This is a genomic window from Bradyrhizobium sp. 22 (assembly GCF_000482425.1).
GTDB lineage: Bacteria > Pseudomonadota > Alphaproteobacteria > Rhizobiales > Xanthobacteraceae > Bradyrhizobium > Bradyrhizobium japonicum_B.
Window position 1 is genome coordinate 3,146,716 of the sequence record NZ_KI519399.1, and the last position, 18,776, is coordinate 3,165,491.

The 18,776-nt window shown below is 65.8% G+C and carries 19 protein-coding genes; 14 read left to right on the forward strand and 5 right to left on the reverse strand.

All coding sequences use genetic code 11. The features are described 5' to 3' along the window. Positions 1-9: 9 nt before the first annotated feature. Entirely contained in the window at positions 10-267 is a 258-nt protein-coding gene (locus K410_RS0116190) for a hypothetical protein (RefSeq protein WP_049820053.1), read from the reverse strand. A 289-nt stretch (positions 268-556) separates the two neighbouring features. Between K410_RS0116190 and K410_RS0116195 the strand changes: the two genes are divergently transcribed. Next, entirely contained in the window at positions 557-931 is a 375-nt protein-coding gene (locus K410_RS0116195) for a hypothetical protein (RefSeq protein WP_028135867.1), read from the forward strand. A gap of 3 nt (positions 932-934) precedes the next feature. Here the strand turns inward: K410_RS0116195 and K410_RS0116200 are convergent, their stop codons facing one another. After that, positions 935-2,224, reverse strand: a complete 1,290-nt coding sequence (locus tag K410_RS0116200) for a polysaccharide deacetylase family protein (RefSeq protein ID WP_028135868.1) — start codon at positions 2,222-2,224, stop codon at positions 935-937. Between the two features lie 179 nt (positions 2,225-2,403). Next, a complete protein-coding gene (locus K410_RS0116205) occupies positions 2,404-3,210 on the reverse strand; it encodes a polysaccharide deacetylase family protein (RefSeq protein WP_155253425.1) in 807 nt (268 codons plus the stop codon). Positions 3,211-3,293: 83 nt separating this feature from the next. Between K410_RS0116205 and mgtE the strand changes: the two genes are divergently transcribed. From mgtE to K410_RS0116245, 8 genes are all read left to right on the forward strand, one after another. Then, complete coding sequence (gene mgtE, locus K410_RS0116210; protein WP_028135870.1) at positions 3,294-4,715, forward strand: magnesium transporter; 1,422 nt, start codon at positions 3,294-3,296, stop codon at positions 4,713-4,715. Positions 4,716-4,967: 252 nt separating this feature from the next. Beyond that, a complete protein-coding gene (locus K410_RS0116215; protein ID WP_028135871.1) occupies positions 4,968-5,285 on the forward strand; it encodes a helix-turn-helix domain-containing protein in 318 nt (105 codons plus the stop codon). Between the two features lie 162 nt (positions 5,286-5,447). After that, the gene (locus K410_RS0116220; RefSeq protein WP_028135872.1) at positions 5,448-6,266 is read left to right on the forward strand and encodes an aldo/keto reductase; all 819 of its coding nucleotides are present in this window, start codon (positions 5,448-5,450) and stop codon (positions 6,264-6,266) included. Between the two features lie 49 nt (positions 6,267-6,315). Next, positions 6,316-7,200 carry a hypothetical protein gene (locus K410_RS0116225; protein ID WP_028135873.1) on the forward strand — a complete coding sequence of 295 codons (885 nt, stop codon included), beginning with the start codon at positions 6,316-6,318 and terminating at the stop codon, positions 7,198-7,200. A gap of 1,030 nt (positions 7,201-8,230) precedes the next feature. Then, positions 8,231-8,893, forward strand: coding sequence for a glutathione S-transferase family protein (locus K410_RS0116230; RefSeq protein ID WP_028135874.1), 663 nt, complete (start codon positions 8,231-8,233; stop codon positions 8,891-8,893). Positions 8,894-9,149: 256 nt separating this feature from the next. Beyond that, entirely contained in the window at positions 9,150-9,353 is a 204-nt protein-coding gene (locus K410_RS0116235; RefSeq protein WP_126258634.1) for a hypothetical protein, read from the forward strand. A gap of 172 nt (positions 9,354-9,525) precedes the next feature. Beyond that, positions 9,526-10,530: a hypothetical protein gene (locus K410_RS0116240; protein WP_028135876.1), complete on the forward strand. Its 1,005-nt coding sequence runs from the start codon at positions 9,526-9,528 to the stop codon at positions 10,528-10,530. Positions 10,531-10,572: 42 nt separating this feature from the next. Next, positions 10,573-11,013 carry a DUF1489 family protein gene (locus K410_RS0116245; protein ID WP_028135877.1) on the forward strand — a complete coding sequence of 147 codons (441 nt, stop codon included), beginning with the start codon at positions 10,573-10,575 and terminating at the stop codon, positions 11,011-11,013. A 9-nt stretch (positions 11,014-11,022) separates the two neighbouring features. Here K410_RS0116245 and panC read toward each other — a convergent pair whose 3' ends face one another. Continuing rightward, entirely contained in the window at positions 11,023-11,874 is an 852-nt protein-coding gene (gene panC, locus K410_RS0116250; protein ID WP_028135878.1) for a pantoate--beta-alanine ligase, read from the reverse strand. Positions 11,875-12,157: 283 nt separating this feature from the next. Between panC and K410_RS0116255 the strand changes: the two genes are divergently transcribed. The 4 genes from K410_RS0116255 (at position 12,158) to K410_RS0116270 (ending at position 15,938) form a co-directional block, all read left to right on the forward strand. Then, positions 12,158-13,081, forward strand: coding sequence for a division plane positioning ATPase MipZ (locus K410_RS0116255; protein WP_028135879.1), 924 nt, complete (start codon positions 12,158-12,160; stop codon positions 13,079-13,081). 332 nt (positions 13,082-13,413) lie between these two features. After that, positions 13,414-14,274, forward strand: a complete 861-nt coding sequence (locus tag K410_RS0116260; RefSeq protein ID WP_028135880.1) for an alpha/beta fold hydrolase — start codon at positions 13,414-13,416, stop codon at positions 14,272-14,274. A 122-nt stretch (positions 14,275-14,396) separates the two neighbouring features. Continuing rightward, positions 14,397-15,146, forward strand: a complete 750-nt coding sequence (locus K410_RS0116265) for a hypothetical protein (RefSeq protein WP_028135881.1) — start codon at positions 14,397-14,399, stop codon at positions 15,144-15,146. Between the two features lie 63 nt (positions 15,147-15,209). Beyond that, a complete protein-coding gene (locus K410_RS0116270; RefSeq protein ID WP_028135882.1) occupies positions 15,210-15,938 on the forward strand; it encodes a DnaJ domain-containing protein in 729 nt (242 codons plus the stop codon). 247 nt (positions 15,939-16,185) lie between these two features. Here K410_RS0116270 and K410_RS0116275 read toward each other — a convergent pair whose 3' ends face one another. Beyond that, entirely contained in the window at positions 16,186-18,048 is a 1,863-nt protein-coding gene (locus K410_RS0116275; protein ID WP_028135883.1) for a D-alanyl-D-alanine carboxypeptidase, read from the reverse strand. Between the two features lie 387 nt (positions 18,049-18,435). On the opposite strand from K410_RS0116275, the gene K410_RS0116280 reads away from it, so the two are divergent. Further along, the gene (locus K410_RS0116280; RefSeq protein WP_028135884.1) at positions 18,436-18,774 is read left to right on the forward strand and encodes a phasin family protein; all 339 of its coding nucleotides are present in this window, start codon (positions 18,436-18,438) and stop codon (positions 18,772-18,774) included. Positions 18,775-18,776 lie beyond the last annotated feature (2 nt).

Consider the following 18,776-nt stretch of genomic DNA (forward strand, 5'->3'; position numbering starts at 1 on the left):
GCCGCCGCGTCAGCCGTATTCGTCGCCGATGCCATATTCCCGGTAGATCTCCAGCGGATCGAGCTCGGGAAACAGGCGGCATTTGGCCTGGGCCAGGTGCAGGCTCACCGCTGCCGGCTCCTTGCCGCTCGAGAGCATCTTGCGGATGTCGTCCATATGCGCGTTCGGCTGGTGCTTCGGCTCGAGCTGCTCCAGCGCGACCAGCGCGGTCGCGAGGGCCTCGGTCAGAACCCAGTCGTCGTGGCCGGTGATTCCCTTCTTCGACATCGGCAGACCCCGGATGTGGCAGCGCCAGCCCAGTCTATCGCGACTTCCGCCAAATCGCCATCGAGCCGCTGCGGCTGTCCTGCGGGGCTGCGCCACCGGGCCATGCTTCGGCTTGCCTTATGTCCGGGGCAGGCTAAAAGGCGGCGAGGTGCGGGGCGACAGTATTCTTGTTGAAACGAACTTGGCGTAGACGGGCCGCTACCGCATCCGGGCCGGCCATTCCGGTCTGGGTCCCCCGATCCCGCATTTGCAGCACGATGTGACTGCACTCCTCAAGGTTCGAGCCAGCATGGGCATTCTCAGCTTCGTCTACCGCTTCCTCACCAATTTTGCCTTCATGGCGGTGGTCTATTTCAGCCTGAACTTCATGGAGAAATATCCGAACCGGGCGACACTGGCGATCCTGGTGCTGGTCTACGCCGCCATGCGCGGGGCCTCGACGCTGCGCGCGTTCTACTTCTTCCAGAAGATCGAGAGACTGGAAGCCGAGACACGGCGCCTTCAAGGCCCGATCAACGACGGCTCCGGAGGGACGAACACGCGCAGGCAGGTCGTCACCGACGTGGCCCGGCTGCGGCGCGACGGCGAGCTCAAGTCCTACATGGACCTGTTCTTCCTGGCGCTGATCGTGCTGCTCTGCGTCGCCGCCATCCTGCGGCCGTAGAGCTCAGGCGCGCTTCTTCAGACTGGCGACGCGGGTCGGGCGCGGCGTGGCGCTCTTGACCTGGGCGGCATGGTTCGGGTCGGCCGGTCCCGCATGCGCGGTGTGCCGGGCCTGGGGCTTGGCGGCCTTGCCCTTTGCGACCTTGTCTTTTGCGACCTTGCCCCTGGCCGCATGCGGCGTCTGGGCCGCCATTGCCAGCCGCGTCGCGGCACGCCGCGACAAGGTCGTCGACAGCAGCACCTCGACCGAGCCTTCCGGAATCGCGAAGAGAGCACGGCCGGGCACGGGCAGGGTGGATGCGATATCCATCTGTCCCTTGGTCCGGCGCGGCAGCAGCGGCTGATGCTCGGTCTGAGCGTTGAGGTCGGCGAGCGAGGGCGCCGGAAGCGTCCTGGTCTCGGCGAACACGAAGTGCGGGACAGCCGGCCAGCGCGCGATCGGCACGGTCTCGGTCGGCGGATGCAGCAGCCACTCCACCGCCTGGGTCGGCGTTGCCGGCCGGTCGGCAGTCGCCGGCACCACATGCACGATGCGATAGCCGCGCGCCTTGAGGTCGCGGATGATCTTCGGCAGCGCCGCCACTGTGCGGGCCTGGATGTCGTGCAGCAGCAAAATGCCCTTGCCCTTGGCCTCCAGCCGCTGGATCGCGAGCTGATAGACGCGGTCGGACGAGACATGGCGCCAGTCGTCGGCCGGGAAGTCGGCGCTCCAGATCTGGATGCCGCGCGAGATCAGGTAATTCTCGACGCCGTCGGCGCGCATCAGGCCGGGAATGCGGAAGAACGGGGCGAGCTGGGACGGATCGGTCATCGCGGCCGAGGTCCACTCGATGCCGCCGTTGATCTCCGGCTCGAACTTATCGAGTCCCATCCGGTCGAACGTCAGCGGATGGTCCATGCTGTGGGTGCCGACGGTATGGCCCGCCGCCACCAGCTTGCGCACGCCTTCGGGGTTCGCCTTGGCCTGCTGACCGACGATGAAGAAGGTCGCCTTGATGCACTCGTCGGCCAGGATCTTGAGCACCTGGTTGGAATATTTCGGCAGCGGACCGTCGTCGAAGGTGAGGACGACCTCATGGTCCTTCAGCGGCAGCGTCTCGCGGTACTGCATGGTGCCGATGCGCGGATGTTCGCGCGGATCGACCACGAGGGTGCGGGAGGTCCCGAGCGCGTCCGGATGGCCCGGACACTCGGCGGCGAGCGCCGGCGATCCGACGGCCGAACAGCCAAGGAAACCACTGAGGCAAAGGACGATCCACGATCGCGTCCGCACAACAACGCTACTTCCGATCATGAACCCCGTCTGCCCTCATCCGCGATGGCCGCCATAATAGGTCGGAGACGGCAGGAAACGGTTCAGGCGCGAAGAACCCTTCCCATGGCGACGTCCCCATCCATTTTCAGGGGGTAGCATGAACAGAGTGTTAATAGGACCCAAATCACCCCATTTTGCGCCGGCGTGACATTCCGGCATCAGCGCGCATCGGCGTTCTTCTGTGGCGTGCCCGTCGGCACGACGTGGACCACCCGGTAGCCGTTGTCCTTCAGATACCGGAGAAAGGCCGGCATCATTGCGGCCGTACGCACCTTGTTATCGTGGAACAGGATGATACCTTTTCGGCTCGCGGCGAGGCGCTCGGTGACGAGCTTCAGTTGCTGCTCCGGCGTCATCTCCTCCCAGTCGCTGGCCCATAGATCGGCCCCGAACACGACGATCCCGCGCGACTGGAGCAGGTCGAGCTGTGCCTGGGTCGACTCGAAATAGGGAAAGCGGAAGAACGGCGTCGAAGGTGTGGTCGTCGAAACTCCGCGCAGCGCCATCTCGTCGGCGGCGATGCCGCGGTCGACGTCCGACATCGCCTTCTCGAACGGGATGTGCGCCATGAACGGGTGCGACCAGGTATGATGGCCGACGGTGTGGCCCTCGCGGGCGATGCGCTTGACCATGTCGGGATATTCGGCGGCGTGCTGGCCGATCAGGAAGAAGGTCGCGCGCACGCACTCGTTCGCCAGGGCCGCCAGCACCTTCGACGTCGTCGGCGGGAACGGGCCATCGTCGAAGGTCAGCACGACCTCATGATCGGCCAGCGGCAGCGTTTCGGGGAAGCTCTTCAAGCCGACGCGCGGATACGTCTTGGCGTCAACCCTCAGGATGCGCGAGGTGCCGAGCGCGTCCTTGCGCGGGCACTCGGCGGCATCGGCCGAGGCGATGCCGATGATGGCCGCGATGACCGCGCCCGCCGTCATCGATGTCCATTTCAGTCGAAGCATCTTTGTCATTGCGCTCAGAGTTGCCTTGTGGGTATTGCCTGAACCATCAGCTCAGACCACTGGTTCCAATCTGTCAACCGGCGAGGCGCGCCATGGATGAACATATGGACGTTGCCCCGCCCGCTGCGGATTCGGTACTCGACCATGTGCCGATGCGCAATGAAGACGGCGATATCAGGCACGAATTCGTCGAAGAAATTGCCCGGGCGATCGAGGCCGGCGACAGCGCATCGCTGCGCGCCTGCGTCGCCGAGCTGCACGAGGCCGATCTCGGCGATCTGATCGGCGCCCTGGAGCCCGACGACCGTGTCCGCCTGGTCGAGCTCACCGGGGCCGACTTCGACTTCTCCGCGCTGAACGAGGTCGACGAGGCCGTCCGCGAGGAGATCCTGGACGAGCTGCCGCCGGAGACGGTTGCCGAGGGCGTCCGCGAGCTCGAATCCGACGACGCGGTCGAGCTGCTGGAAACCCTCGATGCCGCGGACCAGGAGGAGATCCTCGAGAAGCTGCCGCTGAAGGAGCGCGTCGCGCTCGAGCGCAGCCTGCTTTATCCGGAGAACTCCGCCGGCCGCCGCATGCAGACCGAGTTCATCGCGGTGCCCCAGGATTTCACCGTGGGCCAGGCCATCGACTACATGCGCGAGACGCCGGATCTGCCCGACCGCTTCTACGAGATCTATGTCGTCGACAAGGACCAGCACTGGCAGGGCGCAGTTCCCCTGGACGTGCTGTTGCGGGCGCGCCGGCCTATCGCGCTGACCGAGCTGACCGACGAGGATCGCCGCCGCGTCTCCGTCCTGGAGGACCAGGAGGAGGTTGCGCGCATGTTCGGCAAGTACAATCTCGTTGCCGCGCCCGTGCTCGATACCCAGGACCGCCTGGTCGGCGTCATCACCGTCGACGACGTCGTCGACGTCATCGAGGAGGAGGCGGACGAGGACCTCAAGGCGCTCGGCGGCGTCACCAGCGACGAAGAGCTTTCGGACACCTTCCTCACCATCGCGCGCGGCCGCTTCAACTGGCTGCTGGTCAATCTCGCCACCGCCTTCCTGGCGTCCTCCGTGCTCGGCCTGTTCGAAGGGCAGCTCGAGAAGATGGTGGCGCTCGCCGTGCTGGCGCCGATCGTGGCGAGCCAGGGCGGCAATGCCGCCACCCAGACCATGACGGTGGCGGTGCGCGCGCTGGCGACGCGCGAGCTCGGCGCCTCCAATGCCTGGCGGGTGGTGATGCGCGAGGCGCTGGTCGGCCTCGTCAACGGGCTCGCTTTCGCGGTGATCACGGGCATTGCCGCGGTGGCCTGGTTCAAGCTTCCGGGCCTTGGCATCGTCATCGGCCTTGCGATGGTCTGCAACCTCATCGCCGGCGCGCTCGGCGGCATCCTGATCCCGATGGCGCTCGAACGTGTCAGGGCCGATCCGGCGGTGGCCTCCGGCACCTTCGTCACCACCGTGACCGACGTCGTGGGCTTCTTCTCCTTCCTCGGCATCGCGACGCTCTGGTTCGGATTGAGATAGGGGGCGGTTTGAGCCCCGCTCTCTCCACGTCATTGCGAGCGCAGCGAAGCAATCCAGAGTCTCTCCGCGGGGGCAGCCTGGATTGCTTCGTCGCAAGAGCTCCTCGCAATGACGGGATAGGCAGCGGGCGCCCTTACTCTTGTGTCCCGGGCGCGCTGCGGCGCGTAGCGCTGCCGCGCAGCGTCCGGGGCGCGCCATCATCTTTAATCCGAACTTAAGCGACCTGCCGCATCATCGCCGGCGCTTGGGGGACTGGACATGCGGTTGCGGCTGAAGGCGGACGGACGGGTCGTCGAGTTGCGGGACGGACAGGAATTTCCGGTCCAGCCGTCTGCGGTCGAGCCGACGGCCCCAGCCGCGCCGGCCGAGACCTCTTCGCTCGCGGTGCGCGATTTGCGCCGCCGCGCCTGCCTGACCCAGATGGAGTTCGCCGCCAAGCTCGGCGTTCCCGTCGAGACCATCCGCAATTGGGAGCAGGGCAAACGGGCTCCGCGGGGGCCGGCGCGCGCACTGCTCGCGGTGATCGCACACGCCCCGGAAACGGTATTTCAGGCGCTTGCCAAAGCCTGACCTGACGGCCTGACGGACCGACCAGCCTTGACGCGAACCTCCCGTTAGTGTTGCGCCGAATATCCCGCCGAACTGCGACGGCTTCCGTTGGCAGCGTCCTGGGCCGGGTCCATAATGCCGGCTGATGGCGTTTGGGGCTGCCGCAACGGAAGAGGAATCCTCATGCTGTTCGTCGAGGCCAATGGCGCACGAATCCCCGCGATCGGGCTCGGGACCTGGGAGCTGAGCGGAAGGCTTGCCGCGCGCGTGGTCGAGCAGGCGTTGCGGCTCGGCTATCGCCACATCGACACCGCGCAGGTCTATGACAATGAACGGGAGATCGGCGACGGCCTGCGCGCCTCGGGCGTGCGGCGCGACGACGTCTTCCTCACCACCAAGGTCTGGACCAACCATTTCGCGCCTCACGATCTCGAGCGCTCGGTCAAGGAGAGCCTGGCGCGCTTGCGGCTTCCCTCCGTCGACCTGTTGCTGCTGCACTGGCCCAATTCGCACGTGCCGCTGGCGGAGACGCTCGGCGCGCTGTCGCATGCGAAGACGATGGGCCTGACCCGTCACATCGGCGTCTCCAATTTCACGGTGGCGCTGATCGAACAGGCGGTGGCGGCTTCGCCCGAGCCGCTCGTCTGCAACCAGGTCGAATTCCACCCCTATCTCGACCAGGCGAAGGTGAGGGCGGCCTGCGACCAGCATGGCCTTGCCCTCGTCGCCTACAGCCCGATCGCCAAGGGGCGCATCAAGACCGACCAGACGCTGGTCGAGATCGGGCGCGCCCACCACAAGACGCCGGCGCAGGTCTGCCTGCGCTGGCTGGTGCAACAGAATGTCGCTGCGATCCCGCGCACCTCGCGCATCGAGCGGCTGTCCGAAAACATCGAGATCTTCGATTTCGAGCTCTCGGACGACGAGATGAGCCAGATCGCCGCACTCGCCAGCCCGAAGGGCCGCCTCACCGACTTCGGCTTCGCCCCGAAATGGGATTGAGGGGAGACCGCGGTATGCTAACAGCAGGGCGGCAATCCAAGATCTGGCGATGGAACTGCGGACAATCATACGGACGGACGTTGCTGCGTCGGCGATCGCCCATCTGACGCTGGTGGCGCTGATCATCCTGATCAGCGAAGTCCATCCGTTCCGCGCGACGCCGCCCGAAACTGTCACGGTAGACATCGTCACGCCCGAGGAGGTGAAGCAGGAGGAGGCCAGAGCGGAGGAGAACGTCAAGGAAGAGGTCAAGCAGAAGACCCCGGAGCCGCCTTCCGATCTGAAGCTGCCGAAGCTGGATGTCACCGAGAAGGCCCCCGAGGCGTCGAAGCCTGCGCCCCCGCAGCCGGCCGCATCGCCGACGCCCGAACCGCAACGGCCGGCGCAGCAGCAACAGCAGCAACAACAACCTTCGCCGAAGCCGCGCGAGGCCAACGCGCAGCCGCAGGCCCAGCCAATGCCGCCGCCACAGCCACAGGCCGCGCCGCCGCCGGCCTATCAGGTGCCGCAGCCTGACGTCACCGTCAGGTACGGCGTCATGCTGGGGCTGCCGCCTGAATTGCCGTTGCCGCTGTCGAAAGACGGCCCCAAGGAGGATGGCGGCGGCGCCACGGACTCCATCGCCGCGAAGCTTCCGGCCGAGGTCATTGCCGCGCTTCGCAGTCATTTGCGCAGCTGTGCCAAATTGCCGGCCGGGCTTGCGCCTACCGACAACGTTCACATCAAGCTGCGCACGGTGTTCGCGACCGACGGCACGCTGGCGCGCGAGCCGATCCTGCTCGAAGCCCCGCCCTCGGCAAAAGGGGTCGCCCTCGTGAAGTCCGCAACGAGCGCGCTTCAGAACTGTCAACCTTACAAGATGCTGCCCGCCAATCTGTACGAGGAATGGAAGGTGCTCGACCTGCCGTTCAGCCCGCGGGATTTGGGCAGCTAGCCGGCAGCTTGCTGTGTCGCCCTCTGTCAACCCATTCGCGCGAAAATATTCCACTTTACCGAAATTCGGAAATGGCGTATGTGTCGCCCATCCCGGCTCAACCAGGAGGGGCGATCTCGAGGTCGTCTTGATCGCGAGCCGGGCTTGCGGTGGACGCGGCAGCGTCGGCACGAGAGGTGCGGGCAGGGCGGGTAGTCCCTGTGAGTCCGTAACCGCGTGCGGACGACGGCGCTGCTAGGCTTCGTCTCGCCTGTAAGTTTCCGGCTCTGTCGACGGAGCCAGGAAATACTGCGGCGAAAGGGCGGGCCGTGCGTACGGCAAAACCGTGCGGTCCTGGCCGTCGTTGCTACGGTCAAGCCTACCGCGGAGGTGCGAGCGAGCCCAACCGGGCAGACTGCATCATCCAATCCGCGGGGCGAGGGAGGCCAGAAGGACATTCGGCTCCCGGGAGAGCGCGGCATAAGCCGTCCGACCATCGCGCAGGGAAGGCCGAGTGATCGGCACCCACCTGTATGCTGCTGTGCGGTTCTTCTGCGTGTGCATTTTGCGCAGCAGACCGCGGGTGCGTTGTCAGCACCCGGCCTTCCCTGCGCCCTCCTGGATTTGAGGGTGGAGACGCAAGCAAAGCTCGGGCGAATTTGAGCCGCGAGGCCGACGAGTCACGTCTGTCACCACACACTCACTGTCATCGCCCGCGAAAGCGGGCGATCCAGTATTCCAGAGACGAGAGATCAATCCAAGAAGCCGCGGCGTACTGGATTCCCCGCCCTCGCGAGAATGACAGCGTCATTGGAGAACCAGCTCGCGCTTGTGCCCCGGACGCAGCGCAGCGCTTCCCCGGCGATGCGAAGCATCGTCCGGTGCGGTGCGCTGCAGAGCCGGGGCCCATGTCGCCGCATTGCGCTGTGTCGCCCTGGGGCGCGGACTGCAACGATTGCCACGCGTGAGCCGGCGCGGCAACGATTGATTGGCGGCAGGCGATGGCGTTAAAAGCGGCTCGCTCGAGCACGTCTCTGGAAGGAGTGAGGACATGGCTGCGCTGAAACTCGCCATCGGCAACAAGAACTACTCGTCATGGTCGATGCGGCCCTGGCTCGCGCTTCGCGCCAACGACATTCCGTTCGTGGAGACGCTGATTCCGCTCTACACCGACAATCCCGCGGACAAGGAGCAGATCCTGTCCTTCAGCCGCGCCGGCAAGGTGCCGGTGCTGGTCGACGGCGACGTCACGGTGTGGGATTCGCTCGCCATCATCGAATATATCGCCGAGCGCTATCCGGAAGTGAAGCTGTGGCCCGACGAGGTCGCTGCGCGCGCGCATGCGAGGTCGGTGTGCGCCGAGATGCATTCCGGCTTCGTGGCGCTGCGCAACGAATGCGGCATGAACCTGCATCGGCCGATCCGCCCCGTGGCGTTGTCCGCGGACGCCAAGGCGAACATCGCGCGCATCGAGGAGATCTGGCGCGAGTGCCGCACGCGGTACGGCGCCAAAGGTCCGTTCCTGTTCGGCCGCTTCGGCGCGGCGGACGCGATGTACGCGCCGGTCGTGCACCGCCTGCGCACCTACGCGATCGAGGTTGCGCCGGATACCAAGGCCTACATGGAGACCATGATGGCGCTGCCGGCGTTCCAGGAATGGACCCGGGACGGCCTCGCTGAGACGCTCGTCATCGCCAAGTTCGAGGACGCCTGACCCCCCGGGGCTGCTCGGGGCCGCCGGCCCGAGTCGGCCGGCGCTTTGGGTGCGACAAGCTGTCTGACCGAAGGGCCGCGCCGGTATCATCGGCCCACCGGTTCCGGTCCTATCACTCTGAAAAGACTGCCAAATATACGCGTTTGCCATGCTGCCATGGCGCTGGCCAAAACCACAGGTCGCGTGCTATACAGCGCCTGGGTTTCCGGCCGGCCGTCGTAGTGGGACCATGGACGAGGCAGGCGCTGTTTGAGTGATGGAGAGGGTGTTGAAGCACAAATTCCCGATTGGAACGCGCGTATTGTTCACGGCCAGCAACGTTGCGCGCCCCGCCGCCAGCGGCGCGTATGAGATCATCCGCCTGCTGCCGACCGATGGCGACGATTGCCAGTACCGGATCAAGAGCTCGACCGAAGCCTTCGAACGCGTGGCCAAGGAAAGCCAGCTCGCGCTGTCCTGAAGCCAGCCCGCGCTCCCAAAGGCTGACGCACCGCGCATCGCTGCCATCAGGGAATAGTGTCCTGCCGCCGTCAAAAGGCCCGCTTCACCTTCAAAAGGTGGGCCGGGGCAGTTGCCGACTCGCGGTGCTCGCTTGACCATTCGCTCTCTGCTCGCGTGAGGGGACGTCGCGCATGAACTGGGCATGGGCCGCTTCGCTCGACCAAATCTGGCGCTCACCGGCCTTTCCGATGTGGATGACGCTGGCCGCTGCGGGATTCTTCGGATTGATCCTGCTGATCACGCTGCTGCGCGCCGATAGATCCGTCGCCAACGGCGCCCTGACCGTGATCACGCTGCTCTCCATGGCGATCGCCGGAGCTGCCACCGTGCGCGTCTATGGCCCGGACGCGCCGACCGAGACGCGCGCGCAAGGTCAAGGTGCGGTCGTCGCCAGCCTGCCGGCGCTGTCCTGCCTTGACGACCTCGCCGGCGATGCGGTCGCCATCGGCTGCGAGAAGGCGCTGTTCGGCTCGCCGGATGCGGTGGCGGCCTCGGTGTCCTATACCGCGGCCCGGATCGATCGGCTGACGGCGCTCGGCGATGCCGCGACCGCCGAGAAGAGCCTGACGGCGGACATGAAAGCGCTGCGCAAGGCGCTGGAGCGCGATCGCTACGGTCTCGTGGCGCAGGTGCTGGTCGTGCGCGACGGCTGCACGCAGTTCGACTGTGCCGCGTTCCGCTCGCTGACCGACCAGCAGCAGGTCGCTGCCAACATGGATTCCCATCTCTACGACACGCTGGTCGCGCGCCATGCGCCGACCTGGAACGCGCCGGCGATGGCGACGGCGCCAGCGGCGCTGCCACCGACTGCGGCGCTCGCGGGTCTGCCGCCCTCGATGCCGACGGGCAAGCCGACCAATGCCGAGTTTCCGAGCGCCTCGTCGACGCCGCCGGTCAGCATCATGAATCCGGAGCCTGCGGCGACGACGCGGCAGGCGGCCCCGGCCGCGAACGCTGCGGCCGCGCCGGCAGCTTCGCGCGCGCCGGCAGCCGCCGCGGCACAGGCTTCCGCGCCCGCGGCGCCTGCTGCGAAGAGGCCGCCGCCGCCAAAGGCTGCGCGTGCCCCCGCAGCACCGGTTCCGCTCGCACCCCCGCCGTCGACGGCGGCGGCTCCCGCGGCTGCGGATAACGAATAGTTCGGCATTCCCAATGCGGTGCTGCCCGGCTAATGCTGGGCCATGCCGCTACATCTGATCAAGCTCGCCGTCGGCTGCGACTCCGTCAAGGAATTGAAGGAGTGGATCGCCGAACGGATGCAGACCGCCAAGAAGAAGGGTCTGCCGCAACGTCACGTCCACATCACCCGCATGGTCCCCAAGCGCGACGCCGAGATCCTCGCCGGCGGGTCGCTCTATTGGGTGATCAAGGGCGAGATCGCCGCGCGGGAAAAGATCATCGGCATCGAGCCGTTCCGCGACAAGGACGGTATCGGGCGCTGCCGCATCGTGATGCAGCCGAAGGTGATCTCGGTCTCGCCGCGGCCGATGCGCCCGTTCCAGGGCTGGCGTTATTTCACGGAGGATTCCGTGCCGCCCGATCTCGGCAGGTCCGCCGCCGGCTCGATCGCGGCGATGCCGGAGCCGATGCGGCGCGAATTGCGCGATCTGGGGCTGCTCTAGGCAGCGATTCTAGACAGCGATATTGTCGATCAGCCGGGTGCTGCCGAGCTTGGCCGCGACCAGGATCCGCAACGGGCCGTCCTTGCGCGAGGCGACCTGCGCCAGCGTCTCGGCATGGCGGACCTCGTAATAGTCCAGCGCAAAGCCCGCCGCCTCGATCATCTCGGCGCCGCCGGCCATCGCAGGCGCGATGGCGTCGCCGGCCTTGATCCGCCGCGCGCTCTCCTTCATGGCCCGGTAGAGGATGGGGGCGGTCTGCCGCTCCTCGGGCGACAGGTAGACGTTGCGCGAGGACATCGCGAGCCCGTCGCGTTCGCGCACGGTGCGCGAGCCGATCACCTTGACGCCGAGGTCGAGGTCGCGCGCCATCTGCGTCACCACCCGCAGCTGCTGAAAGTCCTTTTCACCGAAGATCGCGAAGTCCGGCCGGACTTGCGTGAACAGCTTGCCGACCACGGTGGCAACGCCGCCGAAGAAATGCGGGCGGAAGCGATCCTCGAGGCCGGCGAGGGCCGGCCCCTCCGGCACGATGCGGGTGGCGAAGCCCTCCGGATACATCGCCTTGACGTCCGGATGCCAGACGATGTCGACGTCCTCGGCCGCGAGCTTGGCGATGTCGGCCTTCCAGGTGCGCGGATAGGCACCGAAATCCTCGGTCGGGGCGAACTGGGTCGGGTTGACGAAGATCGAGACCACGACGCGGCTGGCGCGCCGCTTGGCGAGGCGGACGAGGGACACATGCCCGTCATGGAGCGCCCCCATGGTCGGGACCAGCGCGATCGTGGCCTTTCGTTTGCGAAGATTGTCGGCGGCGCGGCGCAAGGTCGGGACCGTGCGGGCGATCAAGGGGCTTGATGACATCAGGACTCGGCAGGGTTGGGAATCGGCGCGGCGCGATCTGCGCCCGGTGCGGCTAACCTTAACAAGCGGCGATCATGGACGCCATGCACCCGGATGCGGCACAGCATCCCGCGCAAGGCCGCGCATGACATCGCGACATTGTGGGCTGGATCACAGCCGAAGATTGGCGCCGCCATTCATGATGAGGATCGGCGCAATACGATTTGCAGGACCTGTCACGCATTTCACTTGACCGCAGACGCGGCCAACTCGAAGATATTCATCAGGGGTGTTGAGGATTGCCATGCTTGTGCAGGCTAGCCAAGGCCAATCCGGCTCGGCGCATGTGGTCGTGCTCGGCAACGAGAAGGGCGGCTCCGGCAAGTCGACCACCGCCCTGCACATCGCCGTTGCGCTCCTGAAAGCCGGCCAGCGCGTCGCCACCATCGACCTCGACTGCCGTCAGCAGAGCTTCACCCACTACATCAACAACCGCGCCGCTTGGGCGCGCCGCACCAAGCTCGACCTCGAACTGCCGGTGCATCGCTGCATCAAGCTCGGCGAGACCATGCAGATCGCCGACAACGAGAATTCCGAGTTCCAGCAGTTCATGGAGGCGGTCTCGGCGGTCGAGAGCAGCTTCGACTTCATCGTGATCGATACGCCGGGCACCGACAGCTACCTGATGCGGCTTGCGCATTCGATGGCCGACACGCTGGTCACGCCGATCAACGACAGCTTCCTCGATTTCGACGTGCTCGGCACCGTCGATCCCGCCAGCTACGCGGTGACCGGCGAGAGCCATTACGCCGAGATGGTGCGCGACGTCCGGCGCAAGCGCCGCCAGCTCGACGGCTCGACCACCGACTGGATCGTCGTGCGCAACCGCCTGTCGATGCTCGGCTCCCGCAACAAGCAGCTGGTCGCCGAGGGGTTGAAGGACCTGTCGCTGCGGCTCGGCTTCCGCTACGTCGATGGCTTCGCCGAGCGCGTCGTCTATCGCGAATTCTTCCCGCGCGGCCTGACCGCGCTCGACGAGATCGACGAGGCCACGCTCGGCATGCGGCCCAATCTCGGCCATCTCACCGCACGGGAAGAGGTGACGAGCCTGCTGCGTCAGCTCAAGCTGCCGCTCGACGAGCGCGGCCGCCGCCGCGCCGCCAACCGGGCCGAATGGTTCAACCAGATCGACAAGCCACTCGAGGTCCACGACATCCTCGGCGCCTGAGGCGGTATATCGCTACTTTCGATTGATCTGACGGCCGGGTTCCTCCTGGAACTGTCACGGCGTTAGGCCGTTTTTATTTGACGTTTACCGTGAAATTGAACCCGACCAATACCGGCTGCGTCGGATGGTGAGCTGCGACGTGGTCGCTGGATACAGGTGCTCAGAAAACGAGTGCGCCGCACAACGAAAGGGCTGCCGGTTCACAATATTTGGCCTTCCTGTCACGCGCCTGTGACATATATTAGCGATAGGCGACGAGGGGACGGAGAGCCCCGGAGAACACGATTTTCAACAGGGATTCAGGCCATAAGCGCCTGAGGCTGAGGACGAAAATGAAGCGTGGAATTGCCGTTCTGGTTTCGGTCAGTGCCCTCTGCGGCATCGCCTATTTCACGGCGAGCAAGTGGGCGATCAAGCACGAGACCATCACCTTCTACGACGCCTCGCGCGACAATCGTCCCGTGCCGGTCTACGTTGCAGTGCGCCGCGACAAGGAAATGCAGGCCAATGCCGGCATGATCACGCTGCCGGTCGCGGTGATCAACCACGGCAATACGGTCAAGAACACCGAGTACGGATTCCTCGCCAACATCTTCGCTGCGCGCGGCTACATGGTCGTCAGCCCGCAGCACGATTTGCCGACCGATCCTCCGATGGTCACCAAGCCCGGTGAGCTCTATGTCGGCCGGCTGCCGCAGATCCTGCGCGGCGTTGCCAACATCCATTACGCCATGCAGGAGTTGAAGAAGATTCAGCCCAATGCCGACTACGCCAAGGTGACGATGGTCGGTCACTCCATGGGCGGCGACATCACGATGTACTTCGCCAAGCACTATCCGGACGAGGTCAAGAAGGTCGTCACGCTCGACAATCTGCGCGTGCCCTTCGTCACCGCCGGCAAGTTCAAGATCCTCTCGTTCCGCTCGCAGGATCCGCAGTTCAAGGCTGATGCGGGCGTGATCCCGACCGACGAGGAATGCGAGAAGGCGGGCATCCAGGTCGTGAAGACCGAATTCCAGCATAACGACATGCGCGACACTGGTCCGGATGTTGCCAAGAGCTCGATCCAGAGCATGCTCGACAAATTCCTGAGCGCGACCGATAGCGAGATCGCACCGGTCGATACGCAATCGTCGCCGCCCAATGTGCTCGAGCCTGGTCCGGTCGCGCTGATGGCGCCTGCCAAGAGCTGATGCGTTAGCGCTCATCGTCCGCCGCATTCGCAAAGCCCCCGCCGGCTCCGTCGGCGGGGGCTTTGCACATTGACCGGGCCGCCCGCGCTGACCACATTAGCTGTCCACGTAAGGGTCAAGGGATGTCGGGCGAACCCATCAAGCCGCGCGGAGGCGATGCCGTCTCGGCAGACGCGGGCGGCGCGCTGCCGCAAGCCGGAACGTCGACCGCGGATGATATCGCAGCTTTCGTCGCCAAGGCGCGCGCGCTGTCACCGCACGCGCCGGGCGCGAAGGGGCGGCTGATCTTCGCATTGGATGCGACAATGAGCCGGCAACCCACCTGGGACATGGCCTGCGCGCTTCAGGCCGACATGTTTCGCGAGACCGCAGCGCTCGGCAGCCTGGATATCCGGCTGGTCTATTATCGCGGCCTGAACGAGTGCCGCGCCACGGGCTGGATCTCCGACAGCGCCAGGCTGGCGGCGTTGATGAGCAGGATCGATTGCCGTGGCGGCGATACCCAGATCGGCAAGGTGCTGACGGAGGTGCGACGCGAAGCGATCGCGTCGGGCGTGCGGGCTGTCGTCTTCGTCGGCGATGCCATGGAGGAGAACGTCGACGAGCTCTGCGCCAAGGCCGGTGAGCTCGGCATGCTCAAGGTGCCAGTGTTCGTGTTTCAGGAAGGTCATGACGCGGTCGCCGAACAGGCCTTTCGCGAGATCGCGCGCCTGACCGGCGGTGCCTGGTGCCGGTTCGATCCGGGCGCGGCGGCGCAGTTGCGCGAGCTGCTGCGGGCAGCCGCGGCCTATGCCGCCGGCGGTCGCGAGGCCTTGTTGAGATTGGCGGCGTCCGCAAGCGGCGCGGCCAGGCTGATCAGTCAGATGAAATAGCGTTCCGGTCGTCCCGGCTCGTGGCGCCATGCATTTTGCCGCGAGGGCGACTATATTCCTGCCATGACTCTGCTCGCCGGCGCTGTCGCCGTTATCACGCTCTACCTGCTGCTCCAGATGTTCCGCGCCGCAAACCCGGCGGTGCTGGCGCGCGCCGTCAGATTTGGCGGCGGCGTGCTGGCGCTGGCGGTCGCGGCGTTCACGGGCCTGCGCGGCGAGCTGGCGGTGGCGATTCCGCTGGGGATTTTCGGCGCCGGGCTATTGGGCTGGACCCCGCTGGCAAACACCGGCTTCGGCAATTTCGGCGGGCTGTTCGGCGGCGGCGGTGCCGCGCCCTCATCAGGGCAGACCTCGCGCGTGCGCTCGCAATTTCTGGATATGCGGCTCGACCACGATTCCGGCCAGCTCGGCGGACAGATCGTCGCCGGGCCGCACGCCGGGCGCGATCTCGGCGAGTTCGATCTTGCGAGCCTGCTGGCGATGGTCCCGACCTTCGACGCCGAGAGCGTGGCCTTACTTGAAAGCTATCTGGACCGCCGGTTTCCCGCTTGGCGTCAGAACGCGCAGGGCGATGCGGCAGGGGGGCAGCGCCGCACGGCGGCGAGCGGCAAAATGACGGCGGAGGAGGCCTATCAGATCCTTGGCCTGCAGCCGGGGGCGGGGCGTGACGACATCACCCGGGCGCACAAGTCCCTGATGAAGAAACTCCATCCCGACCAGGGGGGCTCGAACTATCTCGCTGCCCGGGTAAACGAGGCCAAGGATACTCTGCTTCGTACGCATAACGGCTAACTCCGGCACCACGCCACAAACGCCCGTACCGTGTGAGCTCCGCTTGCTCCGTTTGCCGTCGCCCCGATGCCCGCCATTCCGGCGTGGTCGATCCCTTGAGCAAAGTTTTAACCGTAAATTCTTGACGAGAGGTTGTCGCGGAACGGCCTCGTCGCGATCGCGCCGCCGTCTCCGCATCACGAACGCGTCCCCAAAACGAAAATGCCCGCGCAAGGCGCGGGCATTTCGTCTGGAATGGGAAGCGAGATCAGTTGCGGACGGTGATGCAGGAAATCTCGGCGCGCTTCAGGGTGCGGCAGACCGCCTCGGCCTGGTCGCGCTCGAGCCCGGCAAAACGGGCGCGATAGAGCTTGCGATTGTCCTTGGCGACGACGGGCTCGGTGAACGGATCGGCCTTGCTGAGCAGGCCGCGAGCCGAGCTGCGCGCGGCGTCGATACGCTGCTGGGCTTCGTTCTCGCTCTCGAGCGCGCCGACCTGGACGATCCAGCCGCTGTGGGTGACGGCAGGCTTGGTGGTGGCACTCATCTGGACCGGCATCGGTTCGGCCGAGGCGAGCTTCGGAGCGGCAGGGGCAGGGGTATGGGCGGGCGCGGCGGCCGTTGCGGCCGGCAGCACGCCGAGGATCCCGTTGCCGGTGCCGAAGCCGGCCGGCTGCCGCGGCAGCTCGGTGCGGGCGATCTCGGCCTTCGCCGCTTCCGGTTGGCTGGCGATCTCGGGCTTGTTGATGAGGTCGGCCCGGGCGACGACGGCGCCGGAGGTTTCCGCGACGTCGGAGCGGGACGGAATGGCATTGGTGACGGGCGGGCCAACCTGAACCGGGGCTGGGGCGGCGGAGGCGACCTTCACCGGGCCGGCCTTGACCTGAACCGTCTTGACCCGGACCGGCTTCATCGGCTCGGACGAGCCGGGAATGATGGAGAGCGGCTGGCTCGAGATCACGCCATTGGTGAGCGGCGCGGGCTCGACCCTGGATTCCGTCGGCCGAACCTCAGGCTTGCTGGCTTCCGGCCTGGTCGGGGCCGGCGGCACCGCGGCCGTCGCGGCGGCCAGCGTCGCGAGGCGTGCAGCGAGACGAGACGGGGCAGGCTCGGGAGCAGGGGCCGCTGCCTGGACCGGCAGTGCGGGACGCGCCGGCTGCATATCCGAGGCGGCGGCAACATTGGTCGCGGTGTCGGCGCCGTTGCGCTCGGTGACCGCGGCAACGGTGTGGACCGTCGCACCCTTCTCGAGATTCTCCGCGAGCAGGTTGCGCATGATGGCATCGCGCGAGCCGCCACTGCGGCCGCCGAGCACGACGCCGATCAGATGGCGGTTGCCGCGGCGCATCGAGGTGACGAGGTTGAAGCCGGAGGCGCGGGTGTAGCCGGTCTTGATGCCGTCCACGCCCTCGACGCTGCCGAGCAGGTGATTGTGATTGCGGATCGACTGTCCACGCCAGTTGAACGTGGAGGTCGCGAAATAGCGATAATAGCGCGGGAAGCGTTCCTGGATGGCACGGCCGAGCGTGGCTTGATCGCGTGCGGTCGTGACCTGCTCGTCGTTGGGAAGGCCGTTGGCGTTGCGGTACACCGTCTTGGACATGCCGAGCGCGCGCGCCTTGCGCGTCATCATCTGGGCGAAGTCGTCCTCGTCGCCGGCGATCGCCTCCGCGATCACCACCGCGGCGTCGTTGGCGGAGCGGGTGACGAGACCCTTGATCGCGTCCTCGACACGAATGGTCTGGCCGGCACGCAGGTTCAGCTTGGTCGGATCCTGGTCGGCGGCGTGTTTGGACACCGGCATCTCGGTGTCGAGCTTCATCTTGCCGGACTCAAGGCGCTCGAACAGCAGATAGAGCGTCATGATCTTGGTCAACGAGGCGGGGTGGCGGATTGCGTCAGGGCTCGTTGCCTGCAGCACCGCACCGGAATTGCCGTCGACGATGATGGACGCGAATTTCGAGCTGGAGCTCTCGGATACATCGCGCTGCACCCGATGGTGCACGTAGTGCCGGCGATGGCGCCGTGCCTCGGCGGCATCGATGGTGAAGATGACCGCGCTGGTGATGGTGAGAAGCCCAAAAACGCCAACCCGCGCCAAGCGCGAGGCAGACAAGTTTTTACGAAGCATGGAACCCCGTCCCCGTTTCTGACTAGATCACCGGCCCGTGAGGCGAAATTGTGCCCAACGGACCCGGGATCACTACCTGCTCAGGCTGTCCCTCCGCTGGTGTTCGCCACGGGGGACGTTGGACCTGAACCGCTATTCTGGCTAAGGTGATGTTCTCAAACGGCTTTCGACCGTCTTCGGAAGCTGACCACGTCCGGGAATCAGGGTAGGGGGCCGCGGTTTCCAAAAGCTTAAGGAAACCTTGCGGGAAACCCCGGGAATTTGCGCGAATGACACCAAATTTTGTGCGGCGCACAAATATTCTTGACTTATTTGTGCGTTGCACTAATTGTGAGCAGAGTCAGGGAGCCGGGGCTTCCGACGAAAGCCAGGGAAAAGGATTCCGGAATGTTCAAGGTTGAAGATTTTCAGAGCTACGGGAAAGAGCAGTTCGAGCAGTGCGTTGCTTCCGCGACCTCGGTGCAGCACGGCCTCCAGGCGATCGCCAGTGCCTATGGCGACTACACCAAGAAGTCGTTCGAAGACACCAAGTCCTTCGTCGAGAAGCTTTCCGGCGTGAAGTCGCTGGACAAGGCCATGGAAGCGCAGACCGATTTCGCCCGTTCCGCCTACGAGACCTTCGTTGCGGAATCGCAGAAGATCGCCGGCCTCTACAGCGACCTCGCCAAGCAGGCGTTCAAGCCGGTCGAGACCATCGTGTCGAAGTTCACCCCGGCCGCCCAGTAACG